This is a genomic window from Ensifer sp. ENS07, assembly GCF_014852185.1.
GTDB lineage: Bacteria > Pseudomonadota > Alphaproteobacteria > Rhizobiales > Rhizobiaceae > Ensifer > Ensifer adhaerens.
Map to the genome: position 1 here is coordinate 75,516 of NZ_JACVBE010000007.1, position 21,545 is coordinate 97,060.

Annotated in this window: 20 protein-coding genes and 1 pseudogene; 10 read left to right on the forward strand and 11 right to left on the reverse strand. The window is 59.6% G+C overall.

Annotation, left to right across the window (positions count from 1 at the left end):
• The first annotated feature begins 30 nt into the window (after positions 1 to 30).
• The 3 genes from IB277_RS21330 to IB277_RS21340 all read left to right on the forward strand — a co-directional run bounded on the left by IB277_RS21330 (position 31) and on the right by IB277_RS21340 (position 3,538).
• Positions 31 to 930, forward strand: coding sequence for a LysR family transcriptional regulator (locus IB277_RS21330; protein ID WP_192371619.1), 900 nt, complete (start codon positions 31 to 33; stop codon positions 928 to 930).
• A gap of 402 nt (positions 931 to 1,332) precedes the next feature.
• On the forward strand, positions 1,333 to 2,499 hold the full coding sequence (locus IB277_RS21335; protein ID WP_192371620.1) for an MFS transporter: 1,167 nt from the start codon (positions 1,333 to 1,335) through the stop codon (positions 2,497 to 2,499).
• 232 nt (positions 2,500 to 2,731) lie between these two features.
• Positions 2,732 to 3,538: an aspartate/glutamate racemase family protein gene (locus tag IB277_RS21340; RefSeq protein ID WP_192371621.1), complete on the forward strand. Its 807-nt coding sequence runs from the start codon at positions 2,732 to 2,734 to the stop codon at positions 3,536 to 3,538.
• Between the two features lie 31 nt (positions 3,539 to 3,569).
• Here the strand turns inward: IB277_RS21340 and IB277_RS38170 are convergent.
• The 5 genes and pseudogenes from IB277_RS38170 to IB277_RS21360 all read right to left on the reverse strand — a co-directional run.
• Positions 3,570 to 3,760, reverse strand: a pseudogene (locus IB277_RS38170) (electron transfer flavoprotein-ubiquinone oxidoreductase); the annotation flags it as partial.
• A 381-nt stretch (positions 3,761 to 4,141) separates the two neighbouring features.
• Positions 4,142 to 5,089 carry an electron transfer flavoprotein subunit alpha/FixB family protein gene (locus IB277_RS21345; RefSeq protein ID WP_192371622.1) on the reverse strand — a complete coding sequence of 316 codons (948 nt, stop codon included), beginning with the start codon at positions 5,087 to 5,089 and terminating at the stop codon, positions 4,142 to 4,144.
• Positions 5,090 to 5,111: 22 nt separating this feature from the next.
• Positions 5,112 to 5,876 carry an electron transfer flavoprotein subunit beta/FixA family protein gene (locus IB277_RS21350; RefSeq protein ID WP_192371623.1) on the reverse strand — a complete coding sequence of 255 codons (765 nt, stop codon included), beginning with the start codon at positions 5,874 to 5,876 and terminating at the stop codon, positions 5,112 to 5,114.
• A gap of 17 nt (positions 5,877 to 5,893) precedes the next feature.
• Positions 5,894 to 6,769, reverse strand: coding sequence for a 3-hydroxybutyryl-CoA dehydrogenase (locus tag IB277_RS21355; protein WP_192371624.1), 876 nt, complete (start codon positions 6,767 to 6,769; stop codon positions 5,894 to 5,896).
• A gap of 79 nt (positions 6,770 to 6,848) precedes the next feature.
• The gene (locus tag IB277_RS21360; protein WP_192371625.1) at positions 6,849 to 8,066 is read right to left on the reverse strand and encodes an acyl-CoA dehydrogenase; all 1,218 of its coding nucleotides are present in this window, start codon (positions 8,064 to 8,066) and stop codon (positions 6,849 to 6,851) included.
• 111 nt (positions 8,067 to 8,177) lie between these two features.
• On the opposite strand from IB277_RS21360, the gene IB277_RS21365 reads away from it, so the two are divergent.
• Complete coding sequence (locus IB277_RS21365) at positions 8,178 to 9,077, forward strand: LysR family transcriptional regulator (RefSeq protein WP_371813654.1); 900 nt, start codon at positions 8,178 to 8,180, stop codon at positions 9,075 to 9,077.
• 293 nt (positions 9,078 to 9,370) lie between these two features.
• Here the strand turns inward: IB277_RS21365 and IB277_RS21370 are convergent, their stop codons facing one another.
• Both IB277_RS21370 and IB277_RS21375 read right to left on the reverse strand, forming a co-directional pair.
• Positions 9,371 to 9,544 (reverse strand): hypothetical protein, encoded by a 174-nt coding sequence (locus tag IB277_RS21370; protein ID WP_192371627.1) that lies wholly within the window; start codon positions 9,542 to 9,544, stop codon positions 9,371 to 9,373.
• A gap of 286 nt (positions 9,545 to 9,830) precedes the next feature.
• Positions 9,831 to 11,042, reverse strand: a complete 1,212-nt coding sequence (locus IB277_RS21375) for an MFS transporter (protein ID WP_192371628.1) — start codon at positions 11,040 to 11,042, stop codon at positions 9,831 to 9,833.
• A gap of 439 nt (positions 11,043 to 11,481) precedes the next feature.
• Between IB277_RS21375 and IB277_RS21380 the strand changes: the two genes are divergently transcribed.
• On the forward strand, positions 11,482 to 12,051 hold the full coding sequence (locus IB277_RS21380) for a hypothetical protein (RefSeq protein ID WP_192371629.1): 570 nt from the start codon (positions 11,482 to 11,484) through the stop codon (positions 12,049 to 12,051).
• 105 nt (positions 12,052 to 12,156) lie between these two features.
• Positions 12,157 to 12,414 carry a hypothetical protein gene (locus IB277_RS21385; protein WP_192371630.1) on the forward strand — a complete coding sequence of 86 codons (258 nt, stop codon included), beginning with the start codon at positions 12,157 to 12,159 and terminating at the stop codon, positions 12,412 to 12,414.
• Between the two features lie 147 nt (positions 12,415 to 12,561).
• Here IB277_RS21385 and IB277_RS21390 read toward each other — a convergent pair whose 3' ends face one another.
• The 3 genes from IB277_RS21390 to IB277_RS21400 all read right to left on the reverse strand — a co-directional run bounded on the left by IB277_RS21390 (position 12,562) and on the right by IB277_RS21400 (position 15,371).
• Entirely contained in the window at positions 12,562 to 13,680 is a 1,119-nt protein-coding gene (locus IB277_RS21390; protein WP_192371631.1) for an alpha/beta hydrolase, read from the reverse strand.
• Positions 13,681 to 13,841: 161 nt separating this feature from the next.
• The gene (locus IB277_RS21395) at positions 13,842 to 14,318 is read right to left on the reverse strand and encodes a PQQ-dependent sugar dehydrogenase (protein WP_192371632.1); all 477 of its coding nucleotides are present in this window, start codon (positions 14,316 to 14,318) and stop codon (positions 13,842 to 13,844) included.
• A 582-nt stretch (positions 14,319 to 14,900) separates the two neighbouring features.
• The gene (locus tag IB277_RS21400; RefSeq protein ID WP_192371633.1) at positions 14,901 to 15,371 is read right to left on the reverse strand and encodes a cyclophilin-like fold protein; all 471 of its coding nucleotides are present in this window, start codon (positions 15,369 to 15,371) and stop codon (positions 14,901 to 14,903) included.
• Positions 15,372 to 15,756: 385 nt separating this feature from the next.
• On the opposite strand from IB277_RS21400, the gene IB277_RS21405 reads away from it, so the two are divergent.
• Complete coding sequence (locus IB277_RS21405; protein WP_192371634.1) at positions 15,757 to 17,217, forward strand: adenylate/guanylate cyclase domain-containing protein; 1,461 nt, start codon at positions 15,757 to 15,759, stop codon at positions 17,215 to 17,217.
• Positions 17,218 to 17,291: 74 nt separating this feature from the next.
• Here IB277_RS21405 and IB277_RS21410 read toward each other — a convergent pair whose 3' ends face one another.
• On the reverse strand, positions 17,292 to 18,188 hold the full coding sequence (locus IB277_RS21410; RefSeq protein WP_192371635.1) for a LysR family transcriptional regulator: 897 nt from the start codon (positions 18,186 to 18,188) through the stop codon (positions 17,292 to 17,294).
• A 157-nt stretch (positions 18,189 to 18,345) separates the two neighbouring features.
• Between IB277_RS21410 and IB277_RS21415 the strand changes: the two genes are divergently transcribed.
• From IB277_RS21415 to IB277_RS21425, 3 genes are read left to right on the forward strand one after another with little or no spacing between them, the layout of a single operon-like run.
• The gene (locus IB277_RS21415) at positions 18,346 to 18,792 is read left to right on the forward strand and encodes a (2Fe-2S)-binding protein (RefSeq protein ID WP_192371636.1); all 447 of its coding nucleotides are present in this window, start codon (positions 18,346 to 18,348) and stop codon (positions 18,790 to 18,792) included.
• A gap of 13 nt (positions 18,793 to 18,805) precedes the next feature.
• Entirely contained in the window at positions 18,806 to 21,052 is a 2,247-nt protein-coding gene (locus tag IB277_RS21420) for a xanthine dehydrogenase family protein molybdopterin-binding subunit (protein WP_192371637.1), read from the forward strand.
• On the forward strand, positions 21,049 to 21,423 hold the full coding sequence (locus IB277_RS21425) for a cytochrome c family protein (protein ID WP_192371638.1): 375 nt from the start codon (positions 21,049 to 21,051) through the stop codon (positions 21,421 to 21,423). The genes IB277_RS21420 and IB277_RS21425 overlap by 4 nt, the downstream gene beginning before the upstream one ends.
• The last annotated feature ends 122 nt before the right edge of the window (positions 21,424 to 21,545 follow it).

Sequence of the window (21,545 nt, forward strand, 5' to 3'; positions counted from 1 at the left end):
GTCGGCGGAGGAGGAGCTACGCAGTAATCAATGGATGAGATGCTTACCAATCGCGCTTTTCTACAAGTCGTGGAAAGCGGAAGTTTTTCGGCTGCGTCAGTGGAACTTGGAATTTCAGTTGCGTCAGTCGTGCGTCAGATCAACAGCTTGGAAGGCCGATTGGGTGTGCGATTGCTCAACCGTTCTACCCGAGCTCTGTCTCTGACGGAGGCTGGAGGGATTTACCGCAAACGGATTGACGATCTAATTCGTCAGTTCGAGTCCCTCAAACGTGATATTTCCTCGTATCAGAAGGACGTAAAGGGCCTGTTGCGCGTCCATCTGCGCCATTCCGTCGGAACACATGTCATTGTACCGGCCCTGCCTGAGTTCCTTACGGCCCATCCCGATCTCAGAGTTGAAATCACACTGACGGATGAACGGGAGGACCTCGTCGCACAGGGCGTTGATGTTGCGGTTTGGCTGGGCAGCCTGGACGACTCCAATCTTATTACCCGCAAGCTCAGCCGCAGCAGGCGGCTCATCTGTTGCAGCCCGAAATATGTTGAGAAATATGGCTTGCCGACGTCTCCGGAAGATCTAATGCAGCACAACTGCATCGTTTATCGTGCTAAGCACTACGACAATTCCTGGCGACTGACAAAAGATGGGCGGACCACAACGGTTGCCGTATCGGGAAATCTTGAATCAGAAAGTTCCGCCGTTCTATTGACAAGCGCAGTGAACGGGGTCGGTCTTGCGATGTTGCAGGAACGAATGACGCGCCAAGCGATCCTTTCTGGTGACCTTATCGATACATTTCCGGATTACGAGGTAAGCTCGACGGACTCTGATATTGCTCTCTTTGTCGTTTATCCGGGCAGCAAGCAGACCTCGCCTAAAGCGCGGGCCTTCATCGATTTCCTGGTTCGCCTCTTTCGAGACGTGTAAAAGGCGCTTGGAGAAGGAAAGGTCTTTGACGTAGACCGAAAAGCCGCGAGTTCCAGCAGAAGCCGCCACAAAAAGTGCGAAGAAAAATGCGGAATTATTTCCGTGAGTTAGCTTCAAGGAAACTCATCTGGCCCCACTCAGTCCGATGGCCATCAAAACTGATAGCTCGTCCAGCGTTGCCGTCATCGACTTGACGAGATGCGGCTTGATGAGCAAGTTCTACGTCAGGTACGCGACCGCAAGAACCTCCTGAGGCGACCGATCTGGCCGTCGCGCCGATGCCATCTTTTCGCCGCTCCGGACCGGCGGCTTACTACTATGAACAACCGTTGAAAAATATCAGCTTCGCCTGCAAGTGGCGGAACTGCGTTTGGTCGCGTCGGGTGACGCAAGGGGCGGATCTTGGCAAAAGGGCATGGAAAGATAGTCGGAGGAAAACCCATCCTCCCGGTGATGGCGTCCATCGTCGCAATATATCTCACCACCGGGATGGCGCTTCCGACATTGCCGCTACACCTCCATGATGAATTGCACCAAAGTACCTTCGTCATTGGGGCAATCGCAGGGTTACAATTCGCGTCTGCACTTGTTTCGAGAATCTGGGCTGGCACCTATACCGATCGGAATGGGCCTAAATCCACCGTTCTGATTGGCCTTGGCTTGTCGGCCCTCGGCGGCAGCCTTTACCTCCTTTCACTAGCCTTCCTTGGTATACCCTCACTCTCCATGGGCATTTTAGCCTTGTCACGTGTCTTTCTCGGCGGAGGAGAGTGCTTTGCCATCATCGGTGGCCAGACCTGGGCGTTCGCCCTTTACGGCAGCGGGAACGCCGGAAAGGCCATCGCCCATATGGGGACAGCTCTCTATCTCGCCCTTGCCGTGGGCGCTCCTGTCGGGAGCCTCGGTTATGAAACGTTCGGCTTCGCATCGCTAGGCGTGGCCACACTTGTTCTCCCTTGCTTCGCCCTCTTCTTGATCCTGCCGCTTGCAACGGTACAGCCGCCGCGACAAGCGGGTGGATCTCCCTGGCCTGTCGTAAGAGCCGTTCTCCTGCCGGGCTTAGGCCTTTCTTTTGCCAGCCTCGGCTACGGCGCCATGACTACATTTTCCGTGCTATATTTCACCGAGCGCGGTTGGCAGCCCGCCTGGTTGGCGTTCACTATCTTCGCTACGGCATTTATTCTGGCGCGATTGCTGCTTGGTGGCCTTGGTGATCGGATGGGCGGTGCGCGTGTCTCGCAAATCTTTGCTACCGTTCAGGTCGTCGGACTTTGCCTAATGGCGCTTGCCCCCGCCGCGGTGCTCGGTTTCCTCGGAGCGGCCGTAACCGGCCTCGGATATTCTCTTGTCTATCCGGCCCTCGGAATAGAGGCGGTCAGGCGCGTATCGGAAGAAAATAGAGGCCTTGCGATAGGCACTTACACTGCTTTCTTTGATCTTACACTCGGCTTCCTCTCTCCCTTGCTTGGGCTTCTTGCGAGCCTGAGCAGCCTTGGGTCCGTCTTTCTTTTCAGCGCCACGCTTACTGCCGGCACTGTATGGGTCAGCGCCAGACTTCTTACGCGCTGAGATGGCAGCCCATCGGCGCGAGAAAAAGTGCTTCTCGCCGCGAGACAAAATCAGCCGGAATCTTCAGGTGGAGATATTATCGCTTTGTTTCAATATGTTAGGAGCGCTCAATTTGGCTCGTCGCAATCCAGCCAAGAGAACTTTCTGTCGAGCGGCCTTGCGAGGGCATCCTCGCCGTTGACGCGGTTTGTCGGCGAATGGAATAAGATCTGCTTACCAAGAGGGAGGAAACATGCGCCTGTTCTACCAAACACTCGGCATGTCACGCGGTTCCAAGTCCGGGGCGTACGGCCAGCTCCTGCGCTCGTTGATTACATCCAGCTGCGCTGATGGCACGACGGTCGAAATCAAGGGCCTCAGTCCTCACCGCGCCGTCGCCGATCAGTATCGTTATCTCGAATTCCTTGACGCCAGCGAGGTCATAGAGAACGGGCTCAAGGCGGAGAGCGAGGGCTATGACGCCTTTCTGATCGGCAACATTTTTCAACCCGGTCTGCACGAGCTCCGAGAGCTCTTGAACATACCCGTACTGGGGCTGGCCGAAAGCACGGTTCAAATGGCATGCCTGATGGGGCCAACTTTCTCGATTATCAACATCAATCCTAAGTTCAATCGCAGGATTTTCGAGGGCATTCGCCTTCAAGGGCTCGATGGCCGGATGGTGTCGGTCGAGATGATGACGGTCGAACGCCCGGGCGTCTTCGACATAGCACTTTCCGACGCTGAGGTGCGGACCTCCATCGTCGACCAGTTTGTTGTGGTGGCTCGCCGCGCACTTGAAAAGGGCGCTGAGGTTCTTATCCCCGGCGGGGGTAGCCTCATGGCCGTGCTCAATCAGGCCGGGTTGCATCAGGTCGACGGCGCGCCCGTCCTGAACGGAATTACCGCATTGGTGAAGACGGGGGAAATGGCCGTGAACATGCGCGCTCTCACGGGGGTCTTCACGAGCAAGCGACTGACATACGCCCCACCTTCCGGAAAACTGCTGGCTGACGTACGTGCTGCATATGGTGATCAGGTCTATCCGGGCGCGAAGTAGGCGAACCTCCTCGCGTTCGTCAACGTCTTTGGAGCGACAGGCCGCGGGCGAAGTTCGGTCGCGGTTCACCATTGCGCTCGACGCCCATATCGCCGGTGGCCGCGCCCTCATAATGGTAGAGCACTTCGGTGTTGCTGTAGAGCCTGGATAGATCTCGACGCCGAGCGGTTCCGCATGGCTTGCGAGCCTGCGGCAAGCGTTGCCGAGCGAGACGATGTAACTAGTTGCACATTCTGATCGTGGGCGCGGGACCGGCCGGTCTTACGGCGGCGATCCGATCGCCATCGACCGGCCGCTCCCGGGTCGGCGCTAGCAGGGCAATCATCCGTGTGAAGGACGACCACTTCCTATTCCTGGGGCCAACGGCCCGATCCGCCTGACGACCTTCATGGATCCCGCCGCTGATCAACATGACGGCAAGCGAGCGCTCGCGTTCGCGCAGGTCTTGTTCGGTCACCACTTGTTGCCTCATCGAGATCAGTCTGTCCGGAGGTTACACTCGCGGCTTGTTGTGAAGTGGATGGAGCGGGCGGCGATGGTTGCTGCCCGCTCCCCCTAACCGAGTGGCGAACTTGCAGGGACGATTAGTCGGAAACCCGGTGCTCAGACCAGCTTTGCCAGCTCTGGCAGGGCGTCGAAGAGATCGGCAACCAGGCCGTAGTCGGCGACCTGGAAGATCGGCGCCTCTTCGTCCTTGTTGATCGCGACGATAACCTTGCTGTCCTTCATACCGGCGAGGTGCTGGATCGCACCGGAGATGCCGCAGGCGATGTAGAGATCGGGCGCGACGACCTTACCGGTCTGTCCGACCTGCCAGTCGTTCGGGGCGTAGCCGGCGTCGACCGCGGCACGGCTTGCGCCGACGGCAGCACCGAGCTTGTCGGCCACCGGGAGGATGACTTCCTGGAATTTTTCCGAAGAGCCGAGCGCACGGCCGCCGGAGATGATGATCTTGGCCGAGGTCAGCTCCGGACGATCGCCATTGGATTTCTGTTCTGAGATGAAGTTGGACAAATCCGAAAAGACGGTTGCCGTTGAAACGGGTTCAACGGCAACCGAGTTACCCCCGCCAGGAGTAGCGGGGAAGGAGGGGGTGCGCACTGTGATCACCTTCCAGGCGCCGATGGCCTGCACCGTCTGGATGGCGTTGCCGGCATAGATCGGCCGCAGATAAGTGTCGGAAGAGACGACCTCGATGATTTCCGAGACCTGGGCGACGTCGAGCAGCGCTGCAACGCGCGGCATGACGTTCTTGCCGACCGAGGTTGCAGCTGCAACGATCGTGTCGTAGCTGCCGGCGAGCGAGACGATGAGGGCTGCTAAGGGCTCTGCAAGGTTGTTGGCAAGCGACGCGTCGTCGGCAACGAGCACCTTGGCAACGCCCGCAAGCTTGGCCGCCTGCTCGGCCGCCTGATTGGCGCCGCTACCGGCGACCAGCACATGCACGTCGGCTCCAGTCCCACTGGCGATCTTGGAGGCGGCGGTCAGCGCCTTGGCGGTCTGGTCGGAAAGGTGGTTGCTGTCGTGGTCAGCCAGAAGAAGAACGGCCATGATGATATCTCCCTTCCTTAAATCAGAGCACGCCGGCTTCGACTTTAAGCTTTTCGACGAGCTCGGCGACCGACTTGACCTTGATGCCGGCCTTGCGGCCCGACGGCTCCTCGGTCTTCAGCACCTTGAGGCGGGCTGAAGTGTCGACGCCGAAGTCGGCCGGGGTGTGTCTGTCGAGCGGCTTCTTCTTCGCCTTCATGATGTTCGGCAGCGAGGCGTAGCGCGGTTCGTTCAAGCGCAGGTCGGTGGTGACGACTGCCGGCAGTTTGATGTCGATGGCCTGAAGACCACCATCGACTTCGCGGGTCACCCTTGCCGTGCCCTCTGGCGCCTTGCCATCACCAATCTCGACCTTGGAGGCAAAGGTGCCCTGGGCCCAGCCGAGCAGCGCCGACAGCATCTGGCCGGTCTGGTTCGAATCGTCGTCGATCGCCTGCTTGCCGACGATGATCAGCCCCGGCTGTTCGGCTTCGGCAACGCCCTTGACGATCTTGGCCACAGTGAGCGGCTCGACCTGGTCTTCGGTCTCAACCAGGATGGCGCGATCGGCACCCATGGCAAGGGCGGTGCGCAGCGTCTCTTCGGCCTTGGCCGGACCAACGGAAACGACGACGACTTCCTCAGCCTTGCCGGCTTCCTTCAGCCTGAGCGCTTCTTCGACCGAGATTTCGTCGAAGGGGTTCATCGACATCTTCACGTTCGCAAGTTCGACGCCCGAACCGTCTGCCTTCACGCGGATCTTGACGTTGTAGTCAACCACCCGCTTCACCGTCACAAGTAATTTCATGATCTTGGATTCCCTCTTTATCGGGTGGGGACAGGCGCCTCGCTCTGATAGTCGTAGAAACCACGGCCAGTCTTTCTGCCGAGCCAGCCCGCTTCGACGTATTTGACGAGCAACGGACAGGGCCGGTATTTGGGATCCGCCAGACCTTCATTCAGAACCTGCATAATCGACAAGCAGGTATCGAGACCGATGAAGTCGGCGAGCTCCAGCGGTCCCATAGGGTGGTTCGCGCCGAGTTTCATGCTGTTGTCGATATCGACGATGGAGCCCACGCCTTCATGCAGCACGAAAACCGCCTCATTGATCATCGGGATGAGGACGCGGTTTACGATGAATGCAGGATAATCTGAGGCGATGACCGGCGTTTTGCCGAGGCGCTCGACGACGGTGTGCACGGCGGAAAAGGTTTCCGCACTCGTGGCGATCCCTCGGATCAGTTCGACGAGTTGCATGACAGGAACCGGGTTCATGAAATGCAGGCCCATGAAGCGGTCTGGATGTGGCGTCCTGCCGGCGAGCCTGGTGATTGAGATCGACGAAGTGTTGGACGTCAGGATCGCGCCGGGTTTGAGATGCGGTACGAGGTCGTCGAAGATCTTATGTTTGATGCTCTCCCGTTCAGTTGCAGCCTCGATAACGAGGTCGCATCTGCCGACATCGGCAAGAGCAACTCTCGTCGCGATGCGGCCCACGGCTGCCTTTCCGTCGATCCCTTGAAGCTTACCCCGTTCAACCTGTTTGGCGAGGTTTGCCGAAACCCTGGAAAGCGCTGTTTCAAGCGCCGCCGCGCTGACGTCGGTCAGCGTGACATCATAGCCGGCGATGGCGAGGACCTGGGCGATCCCGGTCCCCATCTGACCGGCGCCGACGACGGCCACAGTTTGGATCGTCATTTCCACTCTCCGAACATTGCCTGCTGCCCCGTCTAGGATCCGATATGTCCAACGTTCCGGCGGGGAGTTGAGGTCTTGATTAGAAGAACGCCTGAAGTCCGGTCTGGGCGCGCCCGAGGATCAGCGCGTGAACATCGTGCGTGCCCTCATAGGTGTTGACCGTTTCCAGGTTCTGCGCGTGGCGCATGACGTGGTATTCGATCTGGATGCCGTTGCCGCCGTGCATGTCGCGCGCGTGGCGCGCGATATCGAGTGCCTTGCCGCAGTTGTTGCGCTTCACGATCGAGATCATTTCCGGAGCGAACCTGTGTTCGTCCATCAGGCGACCGACGCGCAAGGACGCCTGTAGTCCGAGCGCGATCTCGGTCAGCATGTCGGAGAGCTTCTTCTGATAGAGCTGTGTTCCGGCAAGAGGCTTGCCGAACTGGACGCGGTCGAGACCGTATTGGCGGGCGCGGAACCAGCAATCTTCAGCGGCCCCGAGCACTCCCCAGGAGATCCCATAGCGAGCACGGTTGAGGCAGCCAAACGGACCGGCGAGGCCGGACACGCCTGGCAGCAGCGCGTCTTCGCCGACTTCGACGCCATCCATGACGATCTCGCCGGTGATGGAGGCGCGCAGCGACAGCTTGCCGCCGATCTTCGGCGCCGAAAGACCCTTCATTCCCTTTTCAAGGATGAAGCCGCGGATCTTGCCATCATGGGCTTCCGATTTTGCCCAGACGACGAAGACGTCCGCAATCGGTGAATTCGAGATCCACATCTTGCTCCCGCGCAGGCGATACCCACCTTCGATCTTCTCGGCGCGGGTCTTCATGCCGCCAGGATCGGAACCTGCGTCCGGCTCGGTCAGGCCGAAACAGCCGATCAGTTCGCCAGACACGAGGCCAGGTAGATACTTATCCTTTTGCTCCTCCGAGCCGTAGGCGTAGATCGGGTACATGACGAGTGACGATTGCACGCTCATCATCGAACGGTAGCCGGAATCAATGCGCTCCACCTCGCGTGCGACAAGGCCGTAGGCGACGTAATTTGCTGCTGCCGCACCGTATTTTTCCGGAAGCGTCACGCCGAGCAAGCCGGCTCTTCCCATGAGGCGGAAGAGCGCGGGGTCCGTGTGCTCTTCCAGGTAGGCGGCTTCTACACGGGGAAGCAGTTCTTCCCGGGCGAAAGCGGCTGCTGCGTCCCGGATCATGCGTTCCTCGTCGGAAAGCTGATCGTCGAGCAGCAAGGGATCGTTCCAGGCGAAGACACCTCGCTGCGTAGAAGGGGCGGTTCCTGCGGGATTTTCCGTCATGGGTCTCTCCTCAAGATCAGACGATGGAACGCAAAGTCGTTACCCATGTAGATAGCGATTGTTTTTCCTCCGAAATAACCCTATTTTGCGCTAAGTTCATGCATAGGATACATAGTCTTGGCGCGCCCGCGACGGTTCCTTCCCTCCATCAGCATCCTCGCCGCTTTCGAGGCCGTCATTCGGACCGGTTCGGTTTCAGCGGCGGCTCGTGAAATCAATCTGACACAAGGCACCGTCAGCCGCCTCGTACAGAACCTTGAGGATCAGATAGGAAGGCCGCTTTTCGAGCGGCAGAAGCAACGGCTCGTTCCAACGCAAGCCGCACAAGCCTATGCGCGGGACGTGACGCGTGCACTCGACCTCATTCAGCGAGCCAGCATGGAACTGTCGACCAATCCCGGCGGCGGCGCATTGTCGCTTGCGATCCTGCCGGCCTTTGGAACCCGCTGGCTCGCGCCCCGCCTCAGCAAGTTTCTCACCCGCAATCCCGGCGTAACCATCAACCTTGCCACTCGTGTGAAGCGCTTCAACTTCGCCGCGGACGCCTTCGACGCTGCAATCCATTTCGGTGTGGACGATTGGCGCGACGCAGGGCACATGAAGCTGTTTGACGAGCATTTGACCGCCTGCATCTCCCCGAGGCTTCTTGCGGAGCATCCAGTGCGCAATGTTGGCGACCTGTTAGATCTACCGCTTCTACAGTTGGAAACCCGATCGACCGCCTGGGAAATCTGGTTTGCGGCCCAGGGCGCTCCCGCGCCAAGCGTGTCGGGGATGTTGCTCGATCAATTCGCAACGATGACGCAAGCTGCCATTTCGGGTCTCGGTGTGGCTCTGCTTCCCGACTACCTTGCAGATATTGAAATCGAGGAGCAGCGTCTCGTGCCGCTTTTGCAGCGCTCAGTGGCCGGAACTGGTGCCTACTGGCTGGTTTGGCCGCGGTCACGGGCAAACTATCCGCCGCTTGAAGCATTCCGGGCCTGGTTGACTAGCGAGCTTGGAACCTCGTGATCGATCTGACGCATTCGGCCTTCACGGATCGGCAAGCCGATCACAGTGCTCGCGGCTTTGCGGAAAGCTACATTTTTGAAGCTTCGGGGGGTCAAACGAGGCCGAAACGGTGGTGACACCGAATGTCAATCACCGAAAGGCAACTCGAGCGAACGACCAGTCTTCATCAGGGATGAAGTGACAACGTCACCGGAGCGGCGCGCGACCGCGTGTTCACAACACCTTATGGTCTTAGGACCATCAGTTTGCTTCGCTCGAATGCTTGCGCGCGAGCACTCAATTCGCTCAGGTTGTCATCGGCAGACTGCGAGACCTTCAAACATAGCTTTCAAGAACAGCTGTTCAAACCGGTCCAGCGCGATGCCTCCTCCGGTCAGCGGAGAGGCTACGAAGTGGAGGTCGTCGCTATCGTCGGCTGAATTGCAGACAGCCAAATCCTCGACATATCCGTGTGCCCAGGTGTTCATTTACTTTCCCTTCTTTTTGTTCGCAACGTGCTGTCGCGGTTTGCCCGCCCAGCTCTTGAGCTTCCGGGGGATTGCTTCTTTGACATTGCGCGGAGGCGTGGGGAGGATGGATACGAGCCCGATCACCAGTTGCCGAGCGACACGGGGAATTGGGCGTTCCGACACGGCCTGGGACTGGCCGTGCCAAAAGCGAGTTCAGCAAGAGTGCTGTTGAGCCCGCACGACTTGGGAGACCCCGTTTAAGGCACCTTCGTCCCACGGTATCCGTTCAAATTTGTCACCCGCGTCAGGGTGCCGTCGACAGCGGTGCCGGCTCTACCTTGCGCGCTGTCAGTACCGCAAGAAATGCGGCCAGGAGCAAGAGAATCGCGCTGGTGCCGAAGGTCGCGACATATCCACTCGTGTCGAAGAGAATCCCTCCAACGACCGCGCCCAGGGTGATGGCCAACTGGACAACGGCAACCATCAGGCCGCCGCCGGCCTCGGCGTCATCCGGCAGTGTCCTTGCTACCCAGGTCCACCAGCCGACCGGAGCCGAAGTTGCGAAGAGACCCCACAGGCCGAGCAATACGGCAGTCACCGAAACCGCACCCCCGAAAAAGACGAGTGCCGACGCGATGAGGGCCATCAGGACTGGGATGGCAATCAGTGTTCGGTAGAGCCCGTCGTTCACGAACCTGCCGATCATTGACGTGCCGACGAAGCCGGTCACTCCCATCAGCAGCAGCAGCAGTGACAGGGTGGAGACGTTGACGTGCTCGACCGTCTCGAGGAACGGGCGCAGATAGGTGAAGAGTGCGAACTGCCCCATGAAGAAGATGCTGACGGCGGCCATGCCCGTGGCAACAATAGGCCTTTTGAGGACTTTGAAAACTGCCGTCGCGCTCGCCCGGGATTTCGTCCTCATCGATGGGAGACTGACGAGCTGCCAGACGAAGACTATCCCTGCGATCGGGACCACGAAGAAGAACGCCCCGCGCCAGCCAATGAGGCCACCGAGGAAGCTGCCAAGCGGCGCGGCAATCACTGTCGCAAGCGCATTGCCGCCGTTCAGTATCGCAAGGGCACGGGGCACCTGGTCCTCCGGCACCAATCGCATCGCTGTAGCGGCAGACATTGACCAGAAACCGCCGATGACCACCCCAATGAAGGCTCGACCGAGCATGAAGATTTCATAGTTGGGCGCGAAGGCCACGACCGTGCCGGAGACGATCATCACGAGGGTCAACGCGAGCAGAAGCAACTTGCGATCCAGTTGGCCGGCAAGCGCGGAAATAAAGAGACTGGTAAGGACGGCGAAGGCGCCGGATACGGATATCGCCTGTCCGGCCTGGCCTTCAGTGATCTGAAGGTCGGCGGCAATTGGTGTCAGCAGGCTGACGGGCATGAATTCCGATGCAATCAGCGCGAAGGCCCCGAGCGAGAGCGCAAACACTCCGCTCCAGGACGGAGTGACGCCCCCATCGGCGTCACGGGTGGGAGAAATGTTTGGTTGCATCAGGATCCTGACCTCATGTAGCGGCAAGCGGACGGCCGTTGCCGGCGACACCGCTTCATGCCGATGGGATTGAAGTTGGTGCGTGGAATGGCTCCCGCGTCACGGATGGCTCGTCACTGGCGGTGAGGGCCACACAAGTCTGTGTCCCGAAACACGACGCCGTACCGATCCGTCGAGGGCGAATATATGCGTGGTTGGGAACTTCAACTAGGCGGGCAAAACTGCATACGTTTATGAAGACAGCCCATGAATGTCTGCAATCCGGAGCCGCAAGGGATCCCGCCATTCATGGCGGGTACAAATGAGGGTAATCGAGGAGCCCGAGCTAGTCCGTGATGACGAGGGTGGTAGAGTTCGCGTCGCTTTACCCAATCGGCAGGCGCCGTCAGCAGGAACTCTGTTGCCGCTCCAACGGCATCTGCAGAGTAAGGAGGCTTTCATGCATGACAAGACCCCGGCGAGCGAAGAGGTCGCCCAGTCACCATTGATTGGTCGCCGCACAGTTCTGCATTTGGGGCTGGGAACTGTGATGGCTGTGCCGTTCCTGCCTATGCCCTCGACATCGGTCCAGGCACATCACGGCTGGAACTCGTTCGATACGCGCAGCGCCTATTTCGTGGCGGGCTCCCTCAGCCGGGTTCGATGGGGCAATCCGCACAGTGAGGTGCGCATCACACTCGCCTCTGGTCCGCTTCCCGCCGACTTGCAAGAACGCGCACTCCCGCAAGGCGCAAATGAGCGTGAAGCGCGCGAAACGATCGCCTCAGTCCGCTCCTACGGGGGCGAGCACAAGGAATTGGATCTCGTGCTTGCCAATCCCGAATGGATGGCCCGATGGGGGCTCAATCGAGCACTGGTGGTCGGCGAGACGATCGAAGCGGTTGGTTTTCTCGCAGCTGCCGATGATCAAGACTTTCGCCCTGTGATGTTCTGGCTCGCGAATGGGCAAGGCGTGTGGCAGCAGCTTACAGCCTTTCCGCTTCGCCCCGAGCCGGCCGACAAGAACTGATCGGGTTCGACTTCGCGGCACGACGACTGGCAATTTTTCAATTCCTCATCCCCGCTTTTGCTGAGCTTGGAGCAGGAAGCGACACTTGCGAGAAAGGTAGGTCCCATGGAGGTGCTTGCCGTCGAGTTTCTGAGCAGCCTGGAACAGTCCAGCTTGGGTGAAGCCGTTCGGCTGACCCCAAACCTCTACCCGGTGCTGGCGATCGCCGGGCTGAACATCATCCTTTTCCATCGGGGTGTCTATCGCAGCGTCACGAAATGGGATCTGCATACGCCGCCTCCTCTAAGGGCGCGGATGGCCGCACTCGTTTCGGCCGTCTCTTGGGTGGGCGTCGTCTTTGCCGGCCGCTTCCTGGCCTACTGACCTGGACCGGAGGAGTAGCCTGCGGTTCCACCCCCGGTCGTTAGCCATCTTGTCGTTACGCGAGATCTCGTGGCGCAGGTGATGATGGTAAGGCGCCGAGGACGGCGCCCGGTCGTTCGACCGCTGCCACCCTCGGCGCGAAATTACCTACGAGTATGAGAGGTGCTGGCCGAAGAATGAGCTCAGCTTGTCAAACGGGATCAGATCGACGCGATCGTAGAGATCGACATGGCCGGCTCCCTTGACCCACACCAACTCCTTGGGCTCGGCGGCGCGGTTGTAGGCGTCCTGACTAAACTCCTTCGAATGCGCCTGGTCGCCGGAGATGAAAAGCATCGGACGGGGAGAGATGGTCTCGATGTCGTTGAACGGATAGAAGTTCATGAACTTGGTGTTGCTGGTCACCGTCGGTTTTGTCGTCCTTTGGTCAGATGCGCCCGCCGGAGTGAACTCACCGCGTGGCGTTCGATAGAAATCGTAGAACTCGCGCTGGATGGGGTGGGTCGTTGCCGTCAACTCGAGATCCGTACCGCCCGCCACCTCGATCGCGCCGCCCTCGAACTCCGCATAACGCTTTAGCGCAGCTGCGGCGATGATCTCCTTTCGCTGCTCAACCGACAGCGACTTGTTCAGAGCGTCGCGGTTGGCGGCGCCCATATCGTACATGCTGACCGTCGCAATTGCCTTCAGGCGCGGATCGACCTTTGCCGCGCTGATGATGAAGCTGCCGCTGCCGCAAACACCGATGCCCCCGATGCGCTCACGGTCAACATATGGCCGGGTGCCGAGGAAGTCGACGGCTGCGCTGAAGGCCTCGGCGTAGAGGTCGGGCGAGACGGCGTTGCGGGGCTCGCCTTCGCTCTCGCCCCAGAAGGGCAGGTCGATCGCCATGGCCACAAAGCCTTGCTCGGCCATCTTTGTAGCGTATAGGGTGGCGCTCTGCTCCTTCACCGCGCCCATCGGATGCCCGACGACGATTGCCGGATGGCGAGCGTTGTGGTCGAGGTTGTTTGGCAAGAACAGATTGCCCGCGACGTTCAGCTGGTATTGGGTTTTGAACGTCACCTTTTCGAGCGTTACACGGTCGCTTTTGTAGAAATTGTTGGTACCTTTGGACATATCTTGTGCTCCTGCGAAGGGGACATTGAGGATCGACATCGCACCGAGGGCCGCCACTCCGACCCCGGCCGCTTTCAGAAGATTGCGACGGTCGACGTCGTGATCGGTTCCGGGGGGCAATATGTGGATAAGTTGATTTTCTGCCACTGCTTATCTCCTTGTTGTGATTGTCGGATCGGCGCATTTCCTGAGCGTGCGTGAGAGTATTGGCTCTTCGCTCACGAGCTGCGTGTCGTTTAAGGACAGTGCATCAATGTCTCCCGTGTGCTTTGACCGCTTTGCGGTTCAGGACTTCGGTGACAAGCGCATCAGCCGGCCAGGGTCGCTGTCCTCGATGACCCAGACAGCGCCGTCAGGCGCGACGGCGACATGTCTGCGATGGAAAGCGTCGCCCGGGCCAGCACGAGGCGGCTACCGCTGTCTCCGGGCTCAACATAGGTGATGTAGATGAGCGACGACTCGGCGAAGTCCGGCGCAACGGCGATATCAAGCAGACCGTTCTGGCCGGATGCAGCAACGGCGGGGACGTTGCCGACCTCGCGCCTTTCGCCGCTCTGCGTCGTCAGGAAGATCCGGCGTGGCTTTTCCGTAACCAGCATCCGTCCATCCGGAATGAATGCGACCGCCCAAGGCGTGCTGAATTCGGCCGCGGTCTTAATTGCGAAGGGCCGATTTGAGCTGGCCTTGCGGCCTCCGGCGTTGATACTTTCGGCATGGACGGTGGATTGGAGGAAGAAGCCTACGGCGATTGCCGCTAATGCCTCGATAAATCTGCTGTGCCTCATGGTCTCTCCAGTTGACGCGTTCACGGGTGGCCGGGAGGTCTCTCCATTGGCTTGCAGCAGCGGTCATCAGGATCGCCCGCCAGATGCGCTACCCTCGGAGACGTTGCCTTTAAGGTAGGTGGTCCGCGCCGGTGAATTAGGGTCCGAACTTTGATCGTTGTTATGGGCCTATTTCATGAATTTCGATCACAGCTGGTTTCCGCGAATAAGGGGCTCCGCCCTCGAGGCAGGTGTTCTGTTCAAAGCGGAAGCGCGCGGTGACAGAGGCAGCGAAGGCGAGACACCACGTTGTCAACCAACTGCCGGACATGGGCAAATGATCTGAGATCGAGGTACTTGACCTCGTTCCAATAGTCTTGCTCTGACCGCGACTTGCGCCGCTCATCACAAGTTATTCGATGCATGACCATGAACGTGGTCGTGTCCATCGTTTTCTCCTTGGGTTGGCAGGGTCGGCTGAGCCGTGTCCGATGACACAAAGGCGAAGAACGCATTCGTCGTCCCCGGTTGCGTCAGGGCGGTCTGTAGCTCGCGCCGATGCGAACGCGCGGGCGGCTTTCGTCGGCAACGACGAGCTCAGATCTATTGAAGGATCTCGACAGTTACGGGCTGCTCAGAAAGCTTGTTGAGTGTGCCGAGCGATGCCTTGTACGTCCCGATGTGAAGCGTCTGATCCGAGTAATCGATCCCGGCGGTGTCGTAATAAAAGCCGAGGTTTCCCCATGGTATGAAGTAGATGAGATCGCCATCTTCAGGATCGGATCCGGGCGAGCCTCTGTGCTTGAGTTTGCGGGGAAGATAGCTGATCTTTTCTCGACCGGCGAATTCCTCAAGCTTGAGCGTAAGTGGAAGCATCGAAAGAAAGTCGCGGACCGCTGGACTGTCTTCGCCGACGGTAACATCCACCGACGTTGAACCGCCGGTGAACCGAACCACCGTACCGACCACGGAAGACGCACTGCGATCTTTCGTTTGAGAAAATGACAGGGTGGGTAGAGCAACCAAATAGGCTACGAGCAGGAGCGCAGTGATGTGACGATAGGGGATCGGCATTCTATGGTTCTCTCAGCTCTTGCGCCGGTTCACTCTTTCTGGACCGGCATGCCCGGGCTTGAGCGGACAGGTCGTTCCCTGATCAAGCCGTTCGATGTCGACCAACATAAGCGATCGAAACGCGTCTGATTACCTCCGCGAACTCGTTTGCCGTCATGGGCCTAATTCATAAGTGCGGCCTGGAGAGCGGTTCATCAATCCAGCCTTTCGAAAGCCGAAGGCGCGCCAGTTGGTCTTGAAGACGCCGACTGATTGATCCTCTTCATAAGCGCATGCGCTTTTTGGGTGCTAATCGAACAATAAAACCGAAGGTAAGGTTCTCTCCAATATTGGCGGTTGGTCACCAACGATCTCAATCAAGCCGCACAGTCCCGCGAGAGGATCGATGAGAACGCGTTTTGAGCCAGCGCTGAAGCTTTGGAGGGCAACCCCGCGAAGCGTTGCACTTGCCTTTGGGCGCGCCCGACGGCACCTGGCGGGTAACAAGTACGGTCCCTCTCTCTCGGCGGAGGCACTTGGCGATGCTATCGACCGCGAGGAAAAGGAGGGGCTGGCCTACATGTTCTGGGGCCGGTTGGTTGCGCTCGGAACGCTCGCCGCGGGCGCGCTCCTTGCCGTACCCCTCCATCGTTCAGGCCTATATGTGGTTGCCATCGTGGCTTTCGGGCTGCTCAACGCACTTTCCTTTGGCCTGGCCCGCAGCAGTCGCTTTGCGACAGTGGCGACGTGGTTGTTCGTCGTCATCGATGCCGCGGTGCTGACCTACATCTTCGTGACGCCTTCGCCGTTCGCCGTCGAAGGTTGGACTTCGCAACTCAATCTCCGCCTGCCGAATTTCCTGTATCTCGGGGTGTTCCTCGTGAGCATGGCGCTCAGCTACTCGCCAGCCCTCGTCGTCTGGAGCGGCGTGGTCACGATCGTCGTCTGGAACATTGCCTACTGCTGGGTCGCCACGCGACCCAATTCGATCGCATATGGGAGTGATCTGCTGAATGGAGGAGTGAGCGACGCGGACATCATTGCGCTGGTGCTCGATCCGCGCTCCGTCAGCTTGATCAATCTCTCGTATCAGACCATGTTCCTGATCCTCGTCACCGTCATCCTTGCGATTTCTGTTTGGCGTTCGCGCAGGCTGGTACGCAGGCAGGTCGCAGCTGAAGCACAGCGCAGCGCCTTGTCGCGATACTTCTCCCCAAACATCGTTCGCGAGTTGTCGAGCGGGTCGATTGGATTTGGGGAGCCCTCGCTCCAGACTGCCGCTATCCTGTTTGCTGACATGGTGGGCTTCACAAAGATCTCAGAAAAGCTTGCACCGGAGGATCTCGTGAAACTGCTGAAGGAGTATCACGCCCGCTTGGCGACGGTTGCCTTTGCCCACGGCGGTACCGTGGACAAGTACATCGGAGACGAAATCATGGTGCATTTCGGCACCCCTCGTCCCAGGCAAGACGATGCTGCTCGAGCGCTCGCATGCGCGCGGGACATGCTGGAGCAGATCCGGCTGTGGAATGAGCAACGCCTCGCACACGGCGAGTATGCGATCGAGGTCGGTATCGGCGTCCACTACGGGGAGGTGATCGTCGGAAACATCGGAGACGAGCGTCGCCTCGAATACACAGTGTTGGGCGACACGGTAAATGTTGCAAGCCGGCTCGAACGGCTTACGCGCAAGATCGGGACGTCACTCGCGGTCAGCGAGGATCTGTTGATCGCTGCACGGGTGCAAAACTCGAACCTGGCATCCGTAATCGACGAACTGCGACCAGATCAGATGCGCTTCGTGCGCGGGCGTCGCCGACCGATCGCAGTCTGGTATCTTCCGAGCGTTCAGTCGGATGGAATGTGAGAAGGGGTTGGCCACCCTGCGGCAACCCGTCCTGGCCCCAGGGTATCAAATGAGTAACTCGCCTGAGGCCGAAGCTACGACCTTTGATACCGCAAAGCGTCTACCACGACCTTGAATGCCGGCGAGTTCTGATGCCGGCTTGGATAGTAGATATAGTAGCCGGAGAAGGGAGGCGACCAGTCGGAAAGAAGTGCGACCAGTCGTCCCGCCTCGATATGCTCGATCGCCAGATCCTCGGGTAAATAGGCTATTCCATGTCCTGCAAGGGCGGCGTCCACCATGGGATAGGACGTGTTGAACGTGAGTTGTCCGTCGATCCGGACGCGAAGTTCCTGACCGTTCTTCTCAAATTCCCAAGTATAAAGACCCCCGCCCGTTGCCTGGCGCATATTGATGCAGTCGTGCTGCATCAAATCCTGAGGATGCTTGGGAATCTGCCGATCTTTAAGATACTTCGGCGAGGCCACGGCCAGCATTCGCCAATCGGGTCCGATTCTGACCGCAATCATATCCTTCTCGATGCTTTCGCCGAGGCGAACCCCCGCATCGAAGCCGTCCTCCACGATATTGCGCAGGCCATTGTCACGGCTGAGCTCAATCTTGATATCCGGATACTTCGACAGGATCGGCTTCAGCTTGGGCCAGACGATGGTATCGAGCGCGTGATCCGACAGCGTGATCCTGATCGTGCCCGACGGGGTGTCGCGCAGGGCTGTAAGTGCTGCCAGATCGCTCCTGATGGCGGATATCCTCGGCGACAGCGAATGGAACAAGCGATCACCGGCTTCGGTCAAGGCCACGCTGCGCGTGGTGCGCGTCAGCAGTCGCAAGCCCATCCGCGTTTCGAGCCGCTTGATCGTGTGACTGAGCGTCGATTGAGTTATGCCCAGCTTGGCGGCTGCCTTCGTAAAATTGCGCTCCTCGGCAACCGCGAGGAACCACAAGAGGTCATTGAAATCTTCCTTGGCCATCGATCTTCGCTTAGTCCGCACTCATTTGATTTATGGGTTACGTCGATAAATGTAAGCGAGACATGGCGGCTAATCCATAGCCGTCGCCTTTGATAGCGTTTGTGCTGAACAGTTCCGATCTGCTTGCAGACCGTCGTGCGCACAAAAGGAGACCGCTATGGAACTCACCATCAATGGTACAAAACATCAGGTCGACATCGAGCCCGATACACCGCTGCTTTGGGTACTGCGCGACGAGCTTGGAATGACGGGCACGAAATATGGTTGCGGGCTTGCCCAATGCGGAGCTTGCACAGTGCTCGTCGATGGCCAGGCAACGAGGTCTTGCGTCACGCCTGTCGAAAGCGTCGCCGGCACCGAGATCATGACGGTCGAAGCCGTGGTTGATGATCCGGTCGGCCAGAAGGTCGTGGAGGCCTGGGTCTCGAACCAGGTGGCTCAATGCGGCTATTGCCAGTCCGGTCAGGTAATGGCCGCAACTGCGCTCCTGAAGCAAACGCAAAAGCCGACTGACGAGGACATTGCCGGCGCGATGGTCAACCTCTGTCGCTGCGGTACCTACAATGCGATCGCGGCGGCCGTCCGCGACGCGGCTCAAGCTTGATCGGAGGTGCACCATGAATGACATGACACCAATGGCCCCCGAGGTTGTGGGCAGCGAGAACGGCAAGCCTTTCAAAGTATCCCGCCGCGGCTTTCTTGGCGCATCGCTGGGCGCACTTGTCCTTGGGGTCACGCTCCCTGCGGGCCGTACCCGCGCGTTAGCGGCCGCTCCAGCGTCCGTCACGCCTGGCTCACGGGTTGCTGCATTCCTGGAAATCCGGCCCGACAGCACGGTTCTATTCCGCAGTGCCTTCATCGAAGGAGGACAGGGGATCTTTACGGCCATGGCGCAGATCGTCGGCGAGGAGCTGGACGTCGATCCGGCGAATTTCGTCGTGGAAGGCGCGCCTCCCGGCCCCGATTATCTTCTGACCGGTGGCGGGCGGTTCACGGGCGGCAGCATGTCGGTCCGTATGAGCTACGAAACGATGCGCAAGCTCGGCGCATCCGCTCGGCATATGCTGCTGCAGGCGGCCGCGACAAAGCTTGGCGTACCCGTATCCGAGCTGTCGACGGAACCCGGGAAGGTGGTGCACGCTGCTACAGGTCGCGCTGTGCCTTACGGCGAAATAGCCGACGACGCAGCGGACTTGCCGTTGCCAGCTGATGTCGCGCTGCGTGATCGGGCAGACTTCCGTTGGATTGGCAAACCTTTCGCGCGACTTGACGCGCGCGACAAGTCGACGGGCAAGGCGAAGTACTCGATCGACCAGACGGTCGAGGGAATGCTCTATGCAGCTGTCCAGCACAGCCCGCGGCTCGGCGGCGAGCCAGGGGCCATGCAGAATGAAGCTGAGGTTCGCGGCATGCCCGGCGTCCATTCCGTCCACAGACTTCCGGGCGCAGTTGCCGTGGTCGCCAACAGTTGGTGGCGCGCCCGCCGCGCTGTCGAGGCCTTGCAGGTGAACTGGACTGAGGCCGCTTCCACGGCATCGCACCCGATGCCAGCCGATTTTTCGTCCGCAGCGCATATGGCGAAATTGAAAGCGGCGTCCGGCGACGGCGTAGCCTTCGAAACGGAGGGCGATGCGGCTGGTGCGCTTGCGGGCGCAGCGCGCGTGGTCGAGGCGGTCTATGACGCGCCTTATCTCGTGCACGGCCAGCTCGAACCCCCATCGGCGCTCGCGCGCTGGAACGAGGATGGCACTCTGGAGCTATGGCTTCCCAACCAGGCGCCGGAGATGTTCCAGGCCGACGCCGCGAAGGTCGCTGGCATCGCACCGGAGAAGGTCATCGTCCACTCGCCGATGCTGGGCGGTTTCTTTGGGCGGCACTTCCTGTATCAGACGGCAAACCCGTATCCCCAGGCGATTCTGCTTGCCAAGGCGGTTGGTCGCCCGATCAAGCTGCTCTGGAGCCGCGAGGAAGAATTCCTGCGCGATGCGCTGCGGCCGATGGCTGCAGTTCGTTTCCGCGGGGGAATTGATGCCAACGGCACTCCCGTGGCACTTTCAGCAGTCGCGATCGGAGAGGGACCCACTGGCCGTTGGTTTGGTCGTCAACCCGACAAGGTCGACAGTTCCTCCGTCGAGGGCATCGCCGGCAAGGTCTACGCGATCCCCAATAGACGTGTCGGCCAGATCCATGTTGACGACCCTGCGATCATCGGCTTTTGGCGTTCTGTCGGACATTCGATGAACGACTTTTTCTACGAGACGTTCCTCGATGAAATGGCTGATGCAGGCCAGCAGGATCCTTATGAGCTGCGCCTGCGTCTCCTGGCGGGAAGTCCGCGTCACAGATCGCTGCTGGAGGCCGTGGCCGATCTCGCCGGCGGGTGGAAGCGGGGACCGTTCGCGGCCGAAGACGGCACCCGGCGCGCAAGAGGCGTCGCCATGGCCTCACCCTTTGGCAGCGAAGTTGCGACGATTGCCGAGGTGTCGTTGCGCGATGGCGAAATTGTCGTGCACGACGTCTGGGTGGCGATCGATCCGGGCAGCATCGTCAACCCGGCAATCATCGAAGCCCAGATGAACTCGGCCGTTGCTCTTGGTCTTTCCTCAGCGCTGCTCGAGGAAGTCGTTTACGTGGACGGCGTGCCACAGGCCCGCAACTACGACGGCTATCAGATCCTGACGCCGGACCGCATGCCGCGGGTCCATGTCCGGATCGTAGAAAGCGGCGCACCCATGGGCGGGATTGGCGAGCCAGGTCTGCCCGGCGTTCCGCCGGCCGTAGCCAACGCCCTTTCAGTCCTCGCCGGCAAGCGCGTTCGCAGCCTGCCTTTGTCCAAGCTCGATCTCAAGGATGTTGACGGTTGAAAACGCTCGCCCTTGCCCTGTTGGCTCCTCTCATTGTGGCAGGCGCATCTGCGCCTGCCCATTCGCAAGGAACGGATGCCGCGCCTGGAGCGCGGCTGTTCCAGCAACGCTGCGGCACATGCCATCAGCTTGCCACCACTCGCAACGGCGTTGGCCCCCATCTGCAGGGGGTCGTCGGACGGCCGGCCGGAAGTGTCGAGGGCTTCAAATATTCGCCCGCCCTCAAAGCCTCCGGAGTGACTTGGACACCCGAAACGCTGGAAACGTTCTTGGCGAATCCGGGCACGATGGTGCGCGGCACGCGCATGACTCAACGTTTCAACAATGCGGATGAGCGGCGCGCGATCATCGAGTTCCTTGGCTCGCGCTAGGGATCGGAAAGCAGGTTTGCCTGGTGGCGACGTCGTGGTGCGGCGTCGCCACGTCCCAGTTTTTTCCGGAATTATGCGTCAGTTCGATTAATGCAAGTGAGCAGCATCGGCTAATTCGATTT